Origin of the sequence: Microbacterium sp. E-13, assembly GCF_049912955.1 — a bacterium.
Classification (GTDB): domain Bacteria; phylum Actinomycetota; class Actinomycetes; order Actinomycetales; family Microbacteriaceae; genus Microbacterium.
In genome coordinates, this window is sequence record NZ_CP183973.1 from 2,953,326 (window position 1) to 2,971,217 (window position 17,892).

The following is a 17,892-nucleotide window of genomic DNA, read 5'->3' on the forward strand; positions in this document are numbered from 1 at the left end:
CATGTTTCAAGGGGCCGGCGAGAACGGATGCTTCGTCTCGTGCCTCGCTCAGCACAAGTGCCCACCCAACCGACCATCTTACGTATGCGCTCATGCGTCCCCGGCCATGTGTCGCGCCGCTAGCATCCGAGCATGGAGCAGATCGAGGCGTGGTCGGAGTTCAACGTCGCCATGGTCGGAGCGACCGCCGCCCTGGCGGGTCTCGTCATCGTCGCCGCGAGCGTCAACATCGGCGACATCATCAAGGAAGCGTCGCTGACCGCCCGACTGGCGGCCGGCATCTCGGGACTCGTGCTGGCCCTCATCGGCTCCGCCGTCGGCCTCATCCCGGCGGTCGGGGCGGTTCCGTACGGCGTCGCCATGGTGCTCCTCGCGCTCGGGGCAGGCGTGTTCCAGCTGCAGGCCGCGCGGCGGATCTTCGAGAACCGGCATCCGGCCAATCGGATGCGGTGGCTCAAGTCCGCGGTGGGATTCGTCGCCCCGCTTGCCTACCTGATCGGCGGTGCGCTCCTCGCCGCCGGCTGGTTCGACGGGTTGGCGTGGTTCGCGGCCGGCTCGATCATCGCCATCGTCGCGGCGCTCCTGGTGTCGTGGATCGTGCTCGTCGAAGTGCTCCGCTGACCGGTTCGCCGCACGTGCGGGTCGACTCCCCGGTCAGCTGGGCGCGATCGGCGGGAGCTCGGCCTCCGCCGTCTGCGCGCGGAACGTGCCTCCCGTGGCGGCGAGCCAGCAGCCGACGATGACGAGCGGGAACCCGATGAGCAGACCGGGGGTGAGCGGCTCACCGAGGATGATCGTGCCGAGGACGATGGCCACCACCGGATTGACGTAGGTGAACAACGGGGCCCGCACCGGACCCACCCGCGCGATCAGCGCGAAGAAGGTGATGAATGCGACCGCCGTGCACAGGACGGCGAGGGCGAGCAGCGACAGGGTGCTCTCGAGCGTCGGCACCTGGCTCTGTGTGAGGAAGGCGATCGGCGTATAGAAGATGCCGACCGCGAGCAGAGCCAGCGTGATGGAGCCGAGCGACGGCACGTCGCGGAGCTTCGTGGCGATGACGAAGGGAGCGATCGCATAGAGGAGGGCCACCAGAAGCACCTCGCCCACCGCGATGAGGCCTCCTCCGCCTTCGACCGCGAGCCCCGGCCCGGCGACGATGACGAACACGCCGATGAATCCGACGAACAGCCCGATGCTCCGCGCGGGACTCAGCACGGATCGGTCGCCACCTCCGAAGGCGATGATCGCGGCGAACAGCGGAACCGTCGCCACCAGCAGACCCGTGAGACCGGAGGGCAGAGTCTGCTCGGCGTGGCCGAGGAGAAGGAAGGGCCCCGCCATCTCGATCGCCCCGAAGAGCAGCACCCAGCCGATCTTCGCGAAGGCGGGGCGCAGGGCCTTCTGGCGCAGCGCGAACGGGAGCAGGAGGAGGGCGCCGATCAGGGTGCGGCCGGCGACCACGGCAGCCGGCGAATACGACTCGACTGCGACGCTGATGAACAGGTACGGGATGCCCCACAGCAGGGCCATCGCGGCGAACAGCAGCCACGCGCGGGAGTCATAGCGCTGCGAGAAGTTCATCGGGGTCTCCGTGATCTGTTCCGGGATCTGCGAGCGGCCGGATGTGCCGAGCCTGGCGCGTCGTGCTCACGCCGTGCGGCGAAACGCGCGAACGCTTCAGCGTGCGTCACCGGAACGGCTCGCGCGAGGCGGTCGACCGCCAATCTACGGCGGACTTCCGACATCGTCGGGTCAGACGGAGCGGCGGCCTTCGAACGCGCGCCCGAGCGTCACTTCGTCGGCGTATTCCAGGTCGCCGCCCACGGGCAGCCCCGACGCGAGCCGTGTGACCGTGATCTCGAGCGTGTGCAGCAGCCTGCTGAGGTAGGTCGCCGTCGCCTCGCCCTCGAGGTTGGGATTGGTCGCGAGGATGACCTCCTGCACGGTCCCGTCTGCCAGGCGCTGCATGAGCTGCGTGATGCGCAGGTCGTCGGGCCCGACGCCCGCGATCGGGCTGATCGCTCCGCCGAGCACGTGGTACAGGCCGCGGAACTCGCGCGTGCGCTCGATGGCGGCGACGTCTTTCGCATCCTCGACCACGCAGATGAGCGTCTGGTTGCGGCGGGGGTCGCGGCAGATCGAGCAGCGCTCCTGTTCCGACACGTTGCCGCACACTTCGCAGAAGCGCACCCTCTCCCGGACCTCGCTGAGGAGCTCAGCGAGGTGGGAGACGTCGAAGTTGGGCGTCTGGAGAATATGGAACGCGATGCGCTGCGCGGACTTCGGGCCGATCCCCGGCAGGCGGCCGAATTCGTCGATGAGATCCTGGACGATGCCGTCGTACATGGGCTAGCTGAACCTCGTCGGGGGCTCGTAGGGCTCCTCGCGCACGAACGTGGCGCCGAGCACCTGGCGCACCACCGCCTCGCCGTACCGCTGCACGCCGCCGTTGCGCGTCGTGACCGTCGGAGTGAGGGGTGGCGCGACAGTCGGCGGCACGGGAAGGTCGCTCACGACGTTGGTGTCGTCCTCTTCGTCGTCGTCGCGGTCGATCGCAGACGCGACTTCGGCGGACGGGAGCACGTCGCCTTCGCGCGGCGGCGCCAGAGTCGCGACGCGGGCCCGCGCCTGGGCGGAGGCGTCTTCGGGCTCGTCGTCGACGGCGAACTGCGCCGGCGCCTCGAGCGGCACGGCGGCAGGGCCCGGGTCGGGCGGCGGGGCGTCGTCGTCGGACGGAATGGCAGCGACCGCCCAGTCCGTCACCGGCGCGGCGGATGCCGAGGCCCGCGGTGCCGGCGCGGCGGATGATCGCGATGCGCTCGGAGCGGCGACCGAGGGCCGGGGCGGCGGGGGTGCCGCAGCGGCCGCTGCCTCCGGAGCAGGAGGAGCAGCGGAGCGTCCGGGTTCGGTGGCCCGGGGAGCCCCCTCGGTCTCACCCGCGGGGCCCGAAGCCGGCACCGCCGGCGTGCCCGCCCCACCCGAACCGCCGGCGCGGCCACCGCCGGTCGGGTCGTGGCGGGCGATGTACTTCACGCGGATGCCCAGCACGCCCAGGATCGCCTGGCGCAGGTCTTCACTGGGGCCCTTGCCCGCCGCGAGCTGCTTGAACTTGGCCACGTCGCTCTGGCTCGCGAACGTCAAGGTCAGCACGTCGTCGTCGAGCGACGCGACACGGGCACCGGAGGCGAGCATCCACGACGACCTGCTCACGTTCTCGAGACGCGCGAGCACCTCTGGCCAGGCTTCCTGCAGACGCTCTCGCGTCACCGGACCCGTGGGAACCGGCGCGGACTCCGCGGCCGGTGTGGGCTCCGCCACGGGCGCAGGGGCCGCGGCGGGCGGGGGGCCCGCGGCGGGCGCGGCAGCAGGCGGCGCGGCGGTGGGCGCCGAGGACGGTGCGGAGACCGCGGCGGGGGCGGGCGCTGCGACCCGCGCAGGAGTGCCTGGGGTGGCCTGCGCCGTCGGCGCAGCCACGGGCGCGGCACTCGTGCTGGGCGAGGCGTGAGACGAGGCATCCGTCCCGCGCGCGAGCACGCGAGCGACCATCAACTCGAGCTGCAGGCGGGGCGAGGTGGCGCCGGTCATGTCGTCGAGGGTCGCGATGACCAGGTCGGCGATGTGCGACAGGCGAGACGGCCCGAACGCGTCGGCCTGGCGCTGCATGCGCGCGAGATCCTCGGCGGAGACACCGCGGAGCACAGCCGCGGCGCCCTGACCGGTCGCGGCGACGACGATGAGATCCCGCAGGCGCTCGAGCAGGTCGTCGACGAAGCGGCGCGGGTCCTGGCCCGTCTGCACGACGCGGTCGACGGCCGAGAAGGCGGCCGAGGCGTCGGCGGCGGCGAACGCGTCGACGACCTCGTCGAGCAGCTCGGCGTGCGTGTAGCCCAGCAGGGCCACGGCACGGGCGTAGGTGACCTTCGCGTCTTCGGAGCCGGCGATGAGCTGGTCGAGCAGCGAGAGCGTGTCTCGCGGCGACCCCCCGCCGGCGCGCACCACGAGCGGCAGCACGCCCTGGTCGACCCGCACGCCCTCCTGCTCGCACAGCTGCTCGACGTACTCGAGCATCGCGCCCGGAGGGACGAGTCGGAACGGGTAGTGGTGGGTGCGCGAGCGGATCGTGCCGATGACCTTCTCGGGCTCGGTCGTCGCGAAGATGAACTTGACGTGGTCGGGAGGCTCTTCGACGAGCTTCAGCAGGGCGTTGAAGCCCTGCGGGGTGACCATGTGCGCCTCATCGAGGATGAAGATCTTGAAGCGGTCGCGCGCCGGGGCGAACACCGCGCGCTCGCGGAGATCGCGAGCGTCGTCGACGCCGTTGTGGCTCGCGGCGTCGATCTCGACGACGTCGAGCGAGCCGCCCCCGCCGCGCCCCAGCTCGACGCAGCTGTCGCACGTGCCGCACGGGATGTCGGTCGGCCCCTGCGCACAGTTCAGGCAGCGCGCGAGAATACGGGCTGACGTGGTCTTTCCGCAGCCGCGCGGACCGGAGAACAGGTAGGCGTGACCCACACGGTCGCCGCGCAGCGCCGTCATGAGCGGTTCGGTCACCTGGGACTGCCCGATCATCTCGCCGAACGACTCGGGCCGGTAGCGGCGATAGAGGGCGGTGGTCACTCCCCCAGCCTACGGCGTGGGGCCGACATCGCGACCGCGCGCTCGAGACGCCGCGCCCGGATCGTCGACACGGTGCCGACCGCCGCCGGGATCGGCTGCTAGATTGCTCGGCAGTGACACGGGGTGCCCGCGAGGCGGGCTGAGAAGACACCCGTCGAACCTGATCTCGATCATGCGAGCGAAGGGATGTCGCGATGAAAGCGCGCACCGAAGCACACCTGTCCGCCCTCTCCCCCGCCGCCGCTCTGACGGCGCTGCGGGAGGCCTCACCCCTGGTGCGGGGCATCACGAGCGCGGTGGTGACGAACTACACCGCGAACGCCCTGCTCGCGCTCCGCACCGGCGGAGCGGTAGCCGTGTCGGGCGCGGTGGATCTCGTCACAGACGGCGACGGACCGGGCTCGTTCGCGGTGACTTTCCTCGATGCGCTCGACGCCGGCGCTGCCGACCCCGCGCAGCTCGACGTGCGCGTCCTCGCGGGAGCCTCCGCATGAGCGGGGCCGTTCGCACCGCGGGGGTCCGCGGCGCCGCGCGCGCGGCGGTGCATCTTGTCACCGACGATCGCATCGCGTTCGAGCGGCTCGTCGACGTCGTCGACGCCGCGGTCGGCGCGGGCGTCGATGTCGTGCAGCTGCGGGCGAAGTCGATCACCGCACGAGAGCTGATGCGGCAGGCAATCGCGCTGTCGGACGTCGTGTGCGGGCGGTGCCTGCTGCTCATCGACGATCGCGTCGACGTCGCGCTCGCGGCGCGCGACGCGGGCGCCCGCATCGACGGGGTGCATCTGGGGCAGAGCGACCTACCCCCGGTCACCGCGCGGCGACTGCTCGGCGCCGACGCCGTGATCGGCTGGACCGCGAACCGGCCGGAGCATCTCGCGGCAGCATCCGGCCTCCCGGAGGGAACGCTCGACTACCTCGGGACCGGGGTGATCCGCCCCACGACGACCAAGCCCGACCATCCGCCGGTACTCGGCGTTGCCGGCTTCGCGGCCCTCGCCGCCGCCACGCCGATCCCGTGCATCGCGATCGGCGGTGTGGGCGTCGACGACGTGACGGCCTTGCGCGCGGCCGGTGCCGCCGGGGTTGCGGTGGTGTCGGCGATCTGCGCCGCCGCAGACCCCGGATCCGTCGCCGGCTCGCTCCGGCTCGCGGCCGATGCGCCGGCCCTGACGCCGGTCGCGGATCGCGCCGCCCTCGCGGAGGTGGCGCGATGACCGCGATCCCCCGGGTGCTCAGCATCGCCGGAACCGACCCGACCGGCGGCGCAGGTGTGCAGGCGGACATCAAGTCGATCGGCGCCCTCGGCGGCTACGGCATGGCGGTCGTCACGGCCCTCGTCGCGCAGAACACCCACGGCGTGCGGGACGTGCACGTGCCGCCGGTCGAGTTCCTCACCGCTCAGCTGGACGCGGTCTCCGACGACGTCGAGATCGATGCCGTCAAGATCGGCATGCTGCAGTCCGCCGAGATCATCGGCGCCGTCCGCGCATGGCTCGCACGGGTTCGCCCGCCGATCGTGGTGCTCGACCCCGTGATGGTGGCGACCAGCGGCGACCGGCTCCTCGACCCCGCCGCGGAGACCGCGCTGCGCGAACTGTGCGCGGAGGTCGATCTGCTCACGCCGAACCTCGCCGAGCTCGCGGTGCTCACCGGGCGTCCGCGCGCCGGAACGTGGGCGACGGCGGTCGACGACGCACACGCACTCGTGCAGTCGACGGGCACCACTGTGCTCCTCAAGGGCGGCCACTTCGACGGCGCGGACTGCCCAGACGCGATCGTCGGGGCCGAGGGCGTGTACGGGGTGGGCGGCGACCGCGTCGCGACCCTCAACACGCACGGCACCGGCTGCTCGCTGTCGTCGGCGGTCGCCACCCTGCGGGCACGCGGCATGACGTGGGCGGAGTCGCTCCTGCGCGCGAAGGAGTGGCTCCGCGGCGCCCTCGCGCACGCCGACACCCTGCGCGTCGGCAGCGGCAACGGGCCGATCGACCACTTCCACGAACTGCGCGGCGACCCGGGGCACGCCACGCCCTGGTCGCAGCGCATGTGGGACGCCTCCGCTTCCGTCCGCGCCGAGGTCGACGCCTGCGGATTCGTTCGGGGACTCGTCGACGGGTCGCTCCCGCGCGACACGTTCCTGCGCTATCTTGCGCAGGACGCCCTGTACCTCGGCGAGTACTCCCGCGTGCTCGCACGCGCGAGCGCGCTCGCGCCATCGCCGAGCGAGCAGGCGTTCTGGGCCCGTTCGGCCGAGTCGTCGATCGTCGAGGAGCGGCGGCTGCACGAATCGCATGTGGGGACGGATGCCGCGTCCCCGGCGCCGCAGACCCTTGCCTACACGAATCACCTGCACGCGTCGGCCACTTCTTACGGCGAGCTCGTCGCCGCCGTGCTCCCGTGCTTCTGGCTCTACACCGATCTGGGGGTGCGGCTCGCCGCTCAGCGCCACGACGAGCACCCGTACGACGACTGGCTGGCGATGTACGGCGATCCCGCCTTCGCGGCGGCCACGACGCGCGCGGTCGAGATCGCCGATACGGCCGCTCGTCAGGCCAGCCCGCGCGAAAGGGAACGGATGAGCGCGGCGTTCGCGCGGTCAATGCGCCACGAGCTGGAGTTCTTCGACCGCGCGTGAGCGGGGCTGCACCCCGCCCACCCGGCTCAGATCGACGGGGAGGTCGCCTCCCAGGCGGCGAGCCCGCCGGCGAGGGTCCGGACCCCGGACCGGCCGGCGCTCGCGAGGATCCCCGCGGCGGTCTCGGAACGCACCCCGCGGGCGCAGTACAGCACCACATCACCCTGCGGCACCTGCGAGGGATCCGCCCGCAAGCGGGACAGCGGCGCGCGAACGGCGCCCGGGATGCCGCCGGCCTCGTCGAGTTCGCGCACGTCCACGACCGTGATCCGCGTTCGCGCCACGGCGAGCTCGGCGCGGAGCGCGGTCGCGCTCACGAGCACCGCAGCATCCGGCAGCGCAGCATCCGGCACCGCAGCATCCGGCGGGAACGCAGCCGTGCACGTCCCGGCCGGCGCCCCGGTGCGTTGCGGGGGGTCGGCCGCGGGCGCAGCGCCGTGCGACCCTTCGTCCGCCGCCGCGGTCGTGGTCGTGGTCGCGGTCGCGGAGATCGCGATCGAGCGCCACTCCGCACCGAGCGCGTCGATCACGGCCACCCTGCCGAGCAGGGTCCTGCCGACGCCCGTGACGAGTCTGACCACCTCGGCCGTGAGCTGCGCGCCGACGAGTGCGCAGAGGGGCCCGAACACCCCTGCCGAGGCGCACGTGGGCGCTTCCGTCGGCGCGTCGGCGTACAGGTCCCGGTACCCGGGGCCGTGCGGCGGCCAGAACACGGCGACCTGCCCCTCGAACCGCAGGACCGAGCCCCAGACGCACGGGATGCCGCGCTTCGCTGCCGCGTCGGCCACGAGGTAGCGGGTGGCGAAGTTGTCGGACCCGTCGACCACGACGTCGTACCCGGCGAAGATCTCGTCGGCGTTCTCGCGCGTCAGACGCACGGCGTGCTCGCGGACCTCGACCCCCGGGTTCAGGGCGCGCACGGCTCGGGCGGCCGACCGCGTCTTGCGGCGCCCGATGTCGCCCACGCGGTGGAGGAACTGCCGCTGCAGATTGCCGAGATCCACGCGGTCGGCGTCCACGACGCCGACCACGCCGACGCCCGCGCAGGCGAGCCCGAGCAGCGTGGGACCGCCGAGACCGCCCGCGCCGATCACCAGCACTTTCGCGGCCCGCAGCCGGCGCTGGCCCTCGTCGCCGATCTCGGGGAGCATGACGGTCCGCGAGTACCGCTCGAGTTCATCGTCGTCGAGCGCGGGCCCCGGCGCGACGAGCGGCGTCACAGCTCGGCCCTTCCTAGGTCGGTAGTGGAGGCGAGGGCGTGGCGCCGCCGCGGGATGCGTCCCGACCTCCTGGCCAGGCGCCCGGCGAGCACCGCGTGACGGAAGGCCGTCGCCATCCCGACGGGGTCCTGCGCCCGGGTCACCGCGGTCGCCAGCAGCACGGCGTCGCAGCCCAGCTCCATTGCCAGGGCGGCGTCGGAGGCGGTGCCGATGCCGGCGTCGAGCACGATCGGCACCGACGCCCGCGCCGTGATCAGCTCGATGTTGTGGGGATTCAGGATGCCGAGGCCCGTGCCGATGGGCGCGCCGAGCGGCATCACGGCTGCCGCGCCGAGGTGCTCCAGCCTGAGCGCAAGCGCGGGATCGTCGTTCGTGTAGGCGAAGACCGTGAACCCGCGGTCGACGAGTTCCGCCGTGGCGTCGACGAGCTCGAGCGCATCGGGCAGCAGCGTGCGGTCGTCGGAGACGACTTCCAGCTTGACCCACTCGGTCTCGAACGCCTCGCGCGCGAGCTCCGCTGTCGTGACCGCCTCGCGCGCCGTCCGGCATCCCGCGGTGTTGGGCAGCAGCCGGATCCCGCGCTGCGCAAGCAGGTCGAGGAGCGACCCGCGCGTCGCCGGGTCGAACCGGCGCACGGCGAGCGTCGCAAGATCCGCGTCGGCGGCATCCAGAGCGTCGCCGAGCACCTGATGGCCCGTCGCGCCGCCGGTGCCCATGATGAGGCGCGAGCGCAGCTCGACGCCGGCGACGACGAAGGGGTCGACCTGCGCAGTGAGCATCGGTGTCGACGTCACGTCAGCCTCCCTGTGCCGCGGTGAGCACCTCGACGCGGTCGCCGGGCGACAGCCGATGCCGGCTCCACCGCGCCCTCGGAACGACGGCGGCGTCTACGGCGACCGCGAGGCCGAGCGGCGCGCCGTCGCGGGCCGCTCCGAGCGGGTCCAGGGCCCGCCCCGTCAGGGCGGTCACCAGATCGGCGATCGTTGCGTTGGCGTGGAGCGCCATCGTCGCTCCGTTGACGTCGAGGTCCATCATTTCTCCTCTTCCATGGGCGGGGCGCCCGCACCGATGCGGGGCGCCGTGGTGAAGCGGTCGGGCCGCAGCTGCGGCCAGTCATCGAGCACATCGCCGTCCACGAGACGCGCGCAGAGCCGGGCGATGAGCGGCGCGAGCAGCACGCCGCTGCGGTAGGTGCCGGTCGCGACGGAGAGCCCCGGCGCGATCCTGCCCACGAGCGGCAGGTTGTCAGGCGTCCCCGGACGAGCCCGGGCCGTCGTCTCCATCAGGGTGAGCTCGTCGAGCGCGGGGACGACCTCGCGGGCGTCGCGCAGCAGCCCGTGCACACCGCCCATCGAGACATCGCAGTCGCCGTGCTCGCGTTCGGTCGCCCCGATCACCACGGTGTCGTCCTGCCGCGGGATCAGGTAGACCGGTCGTCCCTCGACCGACGCTCTCACGGTGGTGGTCAGCAGCGGGCGGAGGGACGCCGGCACCTTCGCGCGCAGGATGTCGCCGTATACCGGGCGGATCAGGCCGTCGAGGTGCTCGCGCAGCCCGGCGAGTTCCGCCGCATGTGCGCCGGTCGCGACGATCACCTCTGACGCTACGACGGTCCTGCCGTCCGCGAGCCGCAGGTGCCGCCCGTCGGTCGATGCCGCGCCGATCTCTTCGGCCGCGGACGCGAGGGGCGCGCTCGCCTGGAGCGACCGCAGTGCGGCCACGAGCACGCGGCCGAGCGCGCGGGGGTCGACACGGTGGTCGCTGTCGACCAGGTACGCGCTCGTGACTGCGGGCCCGATCAGCGGCTCGACGCGACGGATCTCGCGCAGCGAGAGGCGGCGGACGCCGAGCCCGTTCGCGATGTGCACCGCCGCGAGGTCGGCGAGCCCCGCGCGATCGGCACCGTCGACGCCCGCGAGCAGGGTTGGGACGGTCTCGTAGCCGACGCCGTCCGCCCCCGGGAGCGAGGCGAGGAAGTCGGGATAAACCGTGGCGGCGGCCTGCGCCAGCGCGAGCGCCTCCTCCTCTCCCTGCCGATGCTCGCCCGCGACGCCCAGCATGCCGCCGGCCGCCCAGGTCGCACCGGACCCGGGCGCGGCGTCGATCAGCCTGACGCGGCGGCCCGTGCGCGCGAGTTCCCACGCGATGGCCGATCCGACCACCCCGGCGCCCACGACGGCGACGTCGGCGCGGTCAGCGCCCGGCACCGCGCGCGTCCACGCGGGTGCTCACCTCATCGGTGAGCGGACGCCGCGAACCATCGGTTCGCGCGGCCTCCGCTCGGGGACGCGAATACGGACGGCGCGAGTTGCGCGAATCCATCAAGGCTCCTCCTTCCTACGCCGGCATGACCCGTACAGGTACGACGGTCGCAGGCAGCCTCAGCCCGATCTCAGCCCCTGCTGGGGCTCCCGTGTGGATGCCTCGAGCGTATCATTCGGCCCGCCACCTCGTTCCCCAGCCCTCGCGGCGTCGACGAGATCAGGCGATCTGGCGCCGACAGGACGACTCCTCTCGGAGAAGCTCAACTGCCCGCGGGCTCAACAACGAGATCAGGAGATCTGGCGGCGACAGGACGTTCTGATTCAGATCGTCCTGCGCCAGCCAGATCTCCTGTTCTCGGAGAAGCTCAGCACGCCGCGGGAGTACTAGACGTCGGCGCCGTGCTCGACATCGGCGGCGCCGACGACGAGCGGTATCGCGGAGGTGACCGTGGGCACGGATGCCGAGAGGAGCGAGCCGTCTTCGCGGCGGGCGTCGCCGAGTTCGCGCAGGGAGGGGCGGCCCGGGATGACGGGGCCTTGGCCGTCGAGCGGTACGACGACCTCCTCGCCGGCGCCGACGACATAGCCGGTGCCGCGGACGCTGAACCCGACGGGGTCGCCGTCGGTGGCGCGTACGTGGAGCTGATCACGGGTGACGGTGACCACCAGGCGGGTGCCGTGCCAGTGGAGCACGAACTCGAGGGACGGCCACGCGGCGGGCAGGCGGGGGTCGAACGACAGTTCGCCGAAGTGGTCGCGCATGCCGCCGAAGCCGGAGACCAGTGCGGTCCACACGCCGCCCGCGGACGCGACGTGCACGCCGTCGGAGGCGTTGTGGTGCAGGTCGCCCAGGTCGACGAAGATCGACTCGCGGAAGTATTCCAGGGCGAGGTCCTGGTAGCCGACCTCGGCGGCGAGGATCGCCTGCACCACGGCCGACAGGGTCGAATCGCCCGTGGTGAGCGGGTCGTAGTACTCGAAGTCGGCGAGTTTGTCTTCGTCGGAGAAGTGGTTGCCCTGCAGGAACAGTGCCAGCACCACGTCGGCCTGTTTGAGCACCTGGTAGCGATAGATCACCAGCGGGTGGAAGTGCAGCAGCAGCGGTCGCTTGTCGGGCGGCGTGTTCTCCAGGTCCCAGATCTCGCGTTCGAGGAAGACGTGGTCCTGGGGGTGGATGCCGAGGCTGGGGCTGAACGGGATGTGCATGGCCTCTGCGGCCCGCTCCCACGCCTCGGGTTCGCCCGGCTCCAGCGCGAGCCGGTCGACCATCTGCCGGTAGACCTCTCCGTCGGCCTCGGCCATCTCGCGCACGGTGCGCGCGGCGAAGCGGAGGTTGAACCGCGCCATGACGTTGGTGAACAGGTTGTCGTTGACGACGGTGGTGTACTCGTCCGGCCCGGTCACGCCGTGGATGTGGAACGTGTCACCCTCCCCGTCGAGCACGCCGTCGCTGGAGCGCCAGAAGCCCAGGGTCGCCCACAGCCTCGCGGTCTCCACGGCGATGTCGACACCCTCGCGGAAGAGGAACTCGTCGTCGCCGGTGGCTCGCACGTACTTCGCCAGCGCGAAGCTGACGTCGGCGTTGATGTGGTACTGCGCGGTGCCGGCGGCGTAGTAGGCGGACGCCTCCTCACCGTTGATCGTGCGCCACGGGAACAGCGCCCCGGCCTCGTTGAGCTGGAACGCGCGCCGCCGTGCGGCGGGAAGCATGAGGTACCGCATCCGCAGCGCGTTACGGGCCCACAACGGCGTCGTGTACGCCAGGAACGGCAGCACATAGATCTCGGTGTCCCAGAAGTAGTGGCCCGAGTACCCCGACCCCGTCACGCCCTTGGCCGGCACGCCCTGGCCATCGGCGCGCGCCGCGGCCTGCGCGAGCTGGAACAGGCACCAGCGGGTCGCCTGCTGCAGGTCGTCGTGCCCGCCGATGCGCACATCCGACCGCTCCCAGAACCCGTCCAGCCACTCCCGCTGCCGCGCCCGGATGACCGCCACGCCCTCACCCAGCGCACGATCCAGCGTGCGCCGGCACCGGTCCACGAGCTCACGCGCCGGCACCCCACGGGAGGTGTGATAGCTCACCAGCTTGGTCACCCGGACCGGCACACCCGCCTTCGCCTGCACCCGGAAGACGTTCTTCGCGATATCGGGCTCGATGAGAGTGCGCACGCTGTACTCGTTCGCCGTCTCCACCAGATGATCCGCGACCACCGCGACCGTCATCCCGGACTCCGTCACCCGGTACGACAACGCCGAACGCAGCGTGTCCTGCCAGTACTCCTGCGGCTGCAGCACCCGCTCATGCAGCTTCTCCGTCTTACGCGGGTCGAAACCGGCCCGCTTCGGGGCACTCGGCGTGCCACCGTAGACGTCCTCGCCATCCTGCCGGTTGAGGATCTGACAGCTCACCGTCACCGGCGCGTCCGAGTTCAGCACCGTGACCTCGACCGTCATCACCGCCAGATGCTTCTCCTCAAACGACACCAGCCGCTCGAACTCGATCCGCACCTCTTTGCCCGACGGCGTCACCCACAGGATGTGCCGGCGCAGCACCCCGTCGCGCATGTCCAGCACACGCTCGTACTCGCGCACGTCCGCCACATCCAGCGCCAGCGGCTCATCATCGACGTAGACGCGCATCACCTTCGCGTCCGGCGCGTTGACGATCGTCTGGCCCACCTCGGCGAAACCGTACGCCTGCTCCGCGTGACGGATCGGGAACGTCTCATGCAACCCGTTGATGAACGTCCCATGCTCCACTGCATGGCGTCCCTCGGGATGATTCCCCCGCATGCCCAGGTAGCCGTTGCCCACCGCGAACAATGTCTCGGTGACGCCCGCGTCGTCGAGGTCGAACGACCTCTCCACCAGCTGCCACGGGTCGACGGGGAACCGATCGCGATCGATCATCGGACGAACTCCTCCAGGTCGTTGACCACGACGTGGGCGCCCGCGTCGACGAGATCCTGCTTGCCGGCGCCGCGGTCCACGCCCACCACCAGCCCGAAGCCGCCGGCGGCAGCCGACTGCACACCGCTGATGGCGTCCTCCACCGCGACGCTGCGGGAAGGCTCCACCTGCAGCATGCGCGCCGCCTCGACGAAGACATCCGGTGCCGGCTTGGAAGCGAGGTGGTCGCGCTCGGCGATGACGCCGTCCATCACCACGGCGAAGCGGTCACGGATGCCGGCCGCCGCCAGCACCTCCTCGGCGTTCTTCGAGCTCGACACCACCGCGACCGGGGTGCCGGCCGCCGCGAGCGCGTCGAGCAGGCGCAGTGATCCGGGATAGGGGGCGATGCCCTCGGCGCGCAGCACCCGCTCGAACACGGCGTTCTTGCGATTGCCGATGCCGCACACGGTGTCGGCGCTCGGCGGATCGGAGGGGTCGCCCCACGGCACCTCGACATCGCGCGAGCGCAGCAGGCTGGCCACGCCGTCGTATCGCTTCTTGCCGTCGAGATGGTCGAAGTAGTCGCGCTCGGTGTACGGCGGCGTGATGTCCCACGCCGCGAACAGCTCTTCGAACATCACCTGCCACGCGTGCATGTGGACTTCTGCGGTCGGCGTCAGGACGCCGTCCAGGTCGAACAGCACGGCGTCGAAGACGGCCAGATCGGGCAGGGTCTCGTGTGCCACGGAACCTCCGGGGAGCGGTCGGATGCGGGGAAGTGCGTCGGCACTCGGGCGCGCCGCCCAGCAAGCGTAATGCGGGCGGGGGCCCCGCCGCACCGTGACACGATTCAGCGCCCGGCGACACCCAGCGTCTGGCGTGCGATCTCGAGTTCTTCGTCGGTCGGGACGACCAGCACCGTCACCTTCGACGCGTCTGTCGAGATGACGCGGATGCCCCGATCGGGGCTCTCGTTGCGGGCGCGGTCGATCTCCACGCCCGCGAACCCGAGGGTCTCGAGGGCGCGCGCTCTCACGAGCGGGGCGTTCTCGCCGACGCCTGCCGTGAACGAGATCACGTCGGCGCCGCCGAGCTGCGCGAGGTATGCGCCGGCGTAGGAGCGCAGCCGGTGCACGTAGACCTCGAAGGCGAGCTGCGCGCGCGGATCGCCGCGCTCGACCGCAGCCCGGATGTCGCGGAGGTCGTTCGACCCGGCGAGCCCCAGCATGCCGCTGCGCTTGTTGAGCAGGTCGTCGAGGTCGTCGATCGTCATGCCCTCGCGGCGGGCGAGGTGGAAGAGGACGGCGGGGTCGATGTCGCCCGAGCGCGTGCCCATCACAAGGCCCTCGAGCGGCGTGAAGCCCATCGAGGTGTCGACGGAGCGCCCGCCGTCGACGGCCGTGACCGACGCTCCGTTGCCGAGGTGGAAGACGATCTGCTTCAGCTCTGCGAGCGGGCGGCCGAGGAAGGCCGCGGCGGCCTCGCTGACGAACTTGTGCGAGGTGCCGTGGAACCCGTAGCGGCGGATCCGGTGGGATGCTGCGAGCGCGTCGTCGATCGCGTAGGTGTAGGCGGCGGGTGCCAGGGTCTGATGGAAGGCGGTGTCGAACACCGCGACGTGCGGCACGTCGGGGAACGCCTGTCGCGCCGCCCGGATGCCGGCGAGGTTGGCCGGATTGTGCAGCGGCGCGAGCACGCCCAGCTCGTCGATGTTGATCTCGACCAGCGGCGTGATGAGGGTCGGCTCGAAGAACCGCGCACCGCCGTGCACGACGCGGTGACCGACGGCGATCGGCGGGTTCGCCTCGAGCGACGGGCCGCCTGCCGCGAAGGCATCGAGCATGACCCCGAACCCCGCGGTGTGGTCGGGGATGGGCAGTTCGCGCGTGCGCTTCGCGTCGAGGAAGGTCGCCATGCCGCTCGGCTCCCCCGCCGCGCCGGTCGCGGTCGGCTCGGGGCGTGCGTACACGGTGTGCTCGGCGGCACCGAGGCCTTCCCCGATCCGCTCGACCAGCCCCGACGCGAGGATCGCCTCGCTGTCCATGTCGATCAGCTGGTACTTGAACGACGACGAGCCGCTGTTGATGACGAGCACCGGTGTCATGAGCTCACTGCCCTTGCGCCTGGATCGCGGTGATCGCGATGGTGTTGACGATGTCGTCGACCAGCGCGCCGCGCGACAGGTCGTTGATCGGCTTGTTGAGGCCCTGCAGCACGGGTCCGATCGCGACCGCTCCCGCCGAGCGCTGGACGGCCTTGTATGTGTTGTTGCCGGTGTTGAGGTCGGGGAAGACGAACACCGTCGCCCGCCCGGCCACCTCCGAGCCGGGCATCTTCGCCGCGGCCACGGCGGCGTCGGCGGCCGCGTCGTACTGGATCGGCCCCTCCACGAGCAGCTCCGGCGCCCGCGAGCGGACGAGGGCGGTGGCATCCCTCACCTTCTCGACATCGGCACCCGATCCGGACTCGCCCGTCGAGTACGACAGCATCGCGACGCGCGGATCTATCCCGAACTGCGCGGCGGTCGCCGCCGACGAGATCGCGATGTCGGCGAGCTGCTCGCTCGTGGGGTCGGGGATCACGGCGCAGTCGCCGTAGACGAGCACACGGTCGGCGAGGGCCATGAGGAAGACGCTCGAGACGACCGAGACTCCGGGCTTCGTCTTGATGATCTCGAACGCGGGACGGATCGTGTGCGCCGTCGTGTGCGCGGCGCCGGAGACCATGCCGTCGGCGAGGCCGAGGTGCACCATCATCGTGCCGAAGTACGAGACATCGGTCACGGTGTCGGCGGCCTGCCCGACGGTGACGCCCTTGTGCGCGCGCAGCCGCGCGTACTCTTCGGCGAATCTGTGCACGTGCACAGCGTCGACTGGTGACAGCACCTCGGCGGCCTGGATGTCGATGCCGAGCTCGATCGCACGGGCGCGGACCTCGAACGGCTCGCCGAGGATCACGAGGTCGGCGATTCCTCGCTTGAGCACCGTCGCAGCCGCGCGCAGCACCCGGTCGTCGTCGCCCTCGGGCAGCACGATGCGCTTGCGCTCGGCCCGCGCCCTTTCGATGAGCTGGAACTCGAACATCAGCGGCGTGACGACGGTCGCGCGCGCCAGCCCGAACGCCACGAGCAGCTCGTCGGTGTCGACGCTCTGCTCGAAGAGGGCCAGCGCGGTGTCGTAGCGTCGCTGCGAGTCGGCGGCGAGGCGTCCGCGCGTGCCCATGATCCGTGCGGCCGTCTCGTAGGTGCCGAGCTCGGTCGTGATGATGGGCACCTGCGATCCGAGGCCGTCCAGCAGCCGGGTGACGGGCTCCGGCAATTCGAAGGGGCCGTTGAGCACGATGCCCGAGAGCGACGGGAACGTTCCGGAGGCGTTGGCCAGCAGCGTCGCCAGCAGCACCTCCGATCGGTCGGCGGCGATGATGACCACCGCGCCCTCCAGGAGTCTCGGCAGCACGTTGACCATCGACATGCCGGCGACGACGACCGAGAGGGCCTCGCGCGTCAGCCGTTCGGGGTCGCCCGCGAGAAGCTCGCCGTCGACCGACCGCATGATGCCGCGGATCGAGGGGGCGACGAGGTAGCGGTCCTCGGGAATGGCCCAGACGGGCACCGGCGCGGAGGGCGCCGCCGGGGAGGCCTGATGCGAGTGGATCGACCGGCGGATCGCGTCGAGCGTCTCGCCGGTGCGGGTGGGGTCCGCGCGATTGGCGACCACCGCGAAGAGCTTCGCACGCCCGTGCGCCAGTTCCGCCAGCGCGAGGTCGGCGATCTGCCCCATCTCGGCGGGAGTCCGGGCGGGTGAGGACCCGAGCGCCTCGGGCTGCGTCTCGTTCCGCGCCGACCGGCCCCCGAGCACGAGCAGCACCGGCGCGCCGAGGTTCGCGGCGATCCGGGCGTTGTAGCCGAGCTCGGCCGGGCTCCCCACGTCGGTGAAGTCGCTGCCGAGCACGACGACCGCATCGCACTGGGCCTCAACCGCCTTGTAGCGCTCGACGATGGTCGCGAGCGCAGCATCCGGATCCTGCCGGACGTCGTCATAGGTGACGCCGATGCAGTCCTCGTACGGCAGATGAACGCCGTCGTGGTCGAGCAGCATCTCGAGCACGTAATCGCGCTCGACGGTCGAGCGCGCGATCGCCCGGAAAACCCCCACGCGCGGTGTCGCGTGGCTCAGCGCGTCGAGCACACCGAGCGCGACGGTCGACTTCCCCGAGTGGCCTTCTGCCGACGTGATGTAGATGCTCTGCGCCACCCGTCC

The 17,892-nt window shown here is 71.6% G+C and carries 15 protein-coding genes and 2 riboswitches; of the genes, 4 read left to right on the forward strand and 11 right to left on the reverse strand.

Going from position 1 to position 17,892, the window contains the following annotated elements:
• Window positions 1-132: 132 nt before the first annotated feature.
• The gene (locus ACN9MP_RS13615; RefSeq protein ID WP_426320981.1) at window positions 133-621 is read left to right on the forward strand and encodes a hypothetical protein; all 489 of its coding nucleotides are present in this window, start codon (window positions 133-135) and stop codon (window positions 619-621) included.
• Between the two features lie 33 nt (window positions 622-654).
• Here ACN9MP_RS13615 and ACN9MP_RS13620 read toward each other — a convergent pair whose 3' ends face one another.
• The 3 genes from ACN9MP_RS13620 to ACN9MP_RS13630 all read right to left on the reverse strand — a co-directional run bounded on the left by ACN9MP_RS13620 (window position 655) and on the right by ACN9MP_RS13630 (window position 4,620).
• On the reverse strand, window positions 655-1,584 hold the full coding sequence (locus tag ACN9MP_RS13620; RefSeq protein WP_426320983.1) for a DMT family transporter: 930 nt from the start codon (window positions 1,582-1,584) through the stop codon (window positions 655-657).
• Between the two features lie 171 nt (window positions 1,585-1,755).
• Complete coding sequence (recR, locus tag ACN9MP_RS13625; RefSeq protein WP_426320985.1) at window positions 1,756-2,349, reverse strand: recombination mediator RecR; 594 nt, start codon at window positions 2,347-2,349, stop codon at window positions 1,756-1,758.
• A 3-nt stretch (window positions 2,350-2,352) separates the two neighbouring features.
• Window positions 2,353-4,620 carry a DNA polymerase III subunit gamma and tau gene (locus tag ACN9MP_RS13630; RefSeq protein WP_426320987.1) on the reverse strand — a complete coding sequence of 756 codons (2,268 nt, stop codon included), beginning with the start codon at window positions 4,618-4,620 and terminating at the stop codon, window positions 2,353-2,355.
• Window positions 4,621-4,729: 109 nt separating this feature from the next.
• Window positions 4,730-4,824, forward strand: a riboswitch (TPP riboswitch).
• On the opposite strand from ACN9MP_RS13630, the gene ACN9MP_RS13635 reads away from it, so the two are divergent.
• The 3 genes from ACN9MP_RS13635 (at window position 4,815) to thiD (ending at window position 7,257) form a co-directional block, all read left to right on the forward strand.
• Window positions 4,815-5,114, forward strand: a complete 300-nt coding sequence (locus ACN9MP_RS13635) for a hypothetical protein (protein ID WP_426320989.1) — start codon at window positions 4,815-4,817, stop codon at window positions 5,112-5,114. Its footprint overlaps the riboswitch before it by 10 nt.
• Entirely contained in the window at window positions 5,111-5,836 is a 726-nt protein-coding gene (gene thiE / locus ACN9MP_RS13640; RefSeq protein ID WP_426320991.1) for a thiamine phosphate synthase, read from the forward strand. Before ACN9MP_RS13635 ends, thiE begins: the two co-directional genes overlap by 4 nt.
• Window positions 5,833-7,257: a bifunctional hydroxymethylpyrimidine kinase/phosphomethylpyrimidine kinase gene (thiD, locus tag ACN9MP_RS13645; RefSeq protein WP_426320993.1), complete on the forward strand. Its 1,425-nt coding sequence runs from the start codon at window positions 5,833-5,835 to the stop codon at window positions 7,255-7,257. Before thiE ends, thiD begins: the two co-directional genes overlap by 4 nt.
• Before the next feature lie 26 nt (window positions 7,258-7,283).
• On the opposite strand, the gene ACN9MP_RS13650 is transcribed toward thiD, so the two are convergent.
• The 8 genes from ACN9MP_RS13650 to pta form a co-directional block, all read right to left on the reverse strand.
• Window positions 7,284-8,477, reverse strand: a complete 1,194-nt coding sequence (locus ACN9MP_RS13650; RefSeq protein ID WP_426320995.1) for a ThiF family adenylyltransferase — start codon at window positions 8,475-8,477, stop codon at window positions 7,284-7,286.
• The gene (locus ACN9MP_RS13655; protein ID WP_426326037.1) at window positions 8,474-9,256 is read right to left on the reverse strand and encodes a thiazole synthase; all 783 of its coding nucleotides are present in this window, start codon (window positions 9,254-9,256) and stop codon (window positions 8,474-8,476) included. Before ACN9MP_RS13655 ends, ACN9MP_RS13650 begins: the two co-directional genes overlap by 4 nt.
• 16 nt (window positions 9,257-9,272) lie before the next feature.
• A complete protein-coding gene (gene thiS / locus ACN9MP_RS13660; protein WP_426320997.1) occupies window positions 9,273-9,512 on the reverse strand; it encodes a sulfur carrier protein ThiS in 240 nt (79 codons plus the stop codon).
• Window positions 9,509-10,684 carry a glycine oxidase ThiO gene (gene thiO, locus ACN9MP_RS13665; protein WP_426320999.1) on the reverse strand — a complete coding sequence of 392 codons (1,176 nt, stop codon included), beginning with the start codon at window positions 10,682-10,684 and terminating at the stop codon, window positions 9,509-9,511. Before thiO ends, thiS begins: the two co-directional genes overlap by 4 nt.
• Before the next feature lie 109 nt (window positions 10,685-10,793).
• A riboswitch (TPP riboswitch) is annotated at window positions 10,794-10,902 on the reverse strand.
• A gap of 223 nt (window positions 10,903-11,125) precedes the next feature.
• Window positions 11,126-13,651: a glycoside hydrolase family 65 protein gene (locus ACN9MP_RS13670; RefSeq protein ID WP_426321001.1), complete on the reverse strand. Its 2,526-nt coding sequence runs from the start codon at window positions 13,649-13,651 to the stop codon at window positions 11,126-11,128.
• Window positions 13,648-14,379, reverse strand: a complete 732-nt coding sequence (locus ACN9MP_RS13675) for an HAD family hydrolase (RefSeq protein ID WP_426321003.1) — start codon at window positions 14,377-14,379, stop codon at window positions 13,648-13,650. Before ACN9MP_RS13675 ends, ACN9MP_RS13670 begins: the two co-directional genes overlap by 4 nt.
• A gap of 104 nt (window positions 14,380-14,483) precedes the next feature.
• Window positions 14,484-15,737, reverse strand: a complete 1,254-nt coding sequence (locus tag ACN9MP_RS13680; protein ID WP_426321005.1) for an acetate/propionate family kinase — start codon at window positions 15,735-15,737, stop codon at window positions 14,484-14,486.
• Between the two features lie 4 nt (window positions 15,738-15,741).
• Entirely contained in the window at window positions 15,742-17,886 is a 2,145-nt protein-coding gene (gene pta, locus ACN9MP_RS13685) for a phosphate acetyltransferase (RefSeq protein ID WP_426321007.1), read from the reverse strand.
• Window positions 17,887-17,892: the final 6 nt, after the last annotated feature.

Coding starts and splice junctions, on each gene's coding strand:
- ACN9MP_RS13615 (WP_426320981.1), top strand. CDS start 133: ATGGAGCAGATCGAGGCGTGGTCGGAGTTCAACGTCGCCATGGTCGGA.
- ACN9MP_RS13620 (WP_426320983.1), bottom strand. CDS start 1,584: ATGAACTTCTCGCAGCGCTATGACTCCCGCGCGTGGCTGCTGTTCGCC.
- recR (WP_426320985.1), bottom strand. CDS start 2,349: ATGTACGACGGCATCGTCCAGGATCTCATCGACGAATTCGGCCGCCTG.
- ACN9MP_RS13635 (WP_426320989.1), top strand. CDS start 4,815: ATGAAAGCGCGCACCGAAGCACACCTGTCCGCCCTCTCCCCCGCCGCC.
- thiE (WP_426320991.1), top strand. CDS start 5,111: ATGAGCGGGGCCGTTCGCACCGCGGGGGTCCGCGGCGCCGCGCGCGCG.
- thiD (WP_426320993.1), top strand. CDS start 5,833: ATGACCGCGATCCCCCGGGTGCTCAGCATCGCCGGAACCGACCCGACC.
- ACN9MP_RS13655 (WP_426326037.1), bottom strand. CDS start 9,256: ATGCTCACTGCGCAGGTCGACCCCTTCGTCGTCGCCGGCGTCGAGCTG.
- thiS (WP_426320997.1), bottom strand. CDS start 9,512: ATGATGGACCTCGACGTCAACGGAGCGACGATGGCGCTCCACGCCAAC.
- ACN9MP_RS13670 (WP_426321001.1), bottom strand. CDS start 13,651: ATGATCGATCGCGATCGGTTCCCCGTCGACCCGTGGCAGCTGGTGGAG.
- ACN9MP_RS13680 (WP_426321005.1), bottom strand. CDS start 15,737: ATGACACCGGTGCTCGTCATCAACAGCGGCTCGTCGTCGTTCAAGTAC.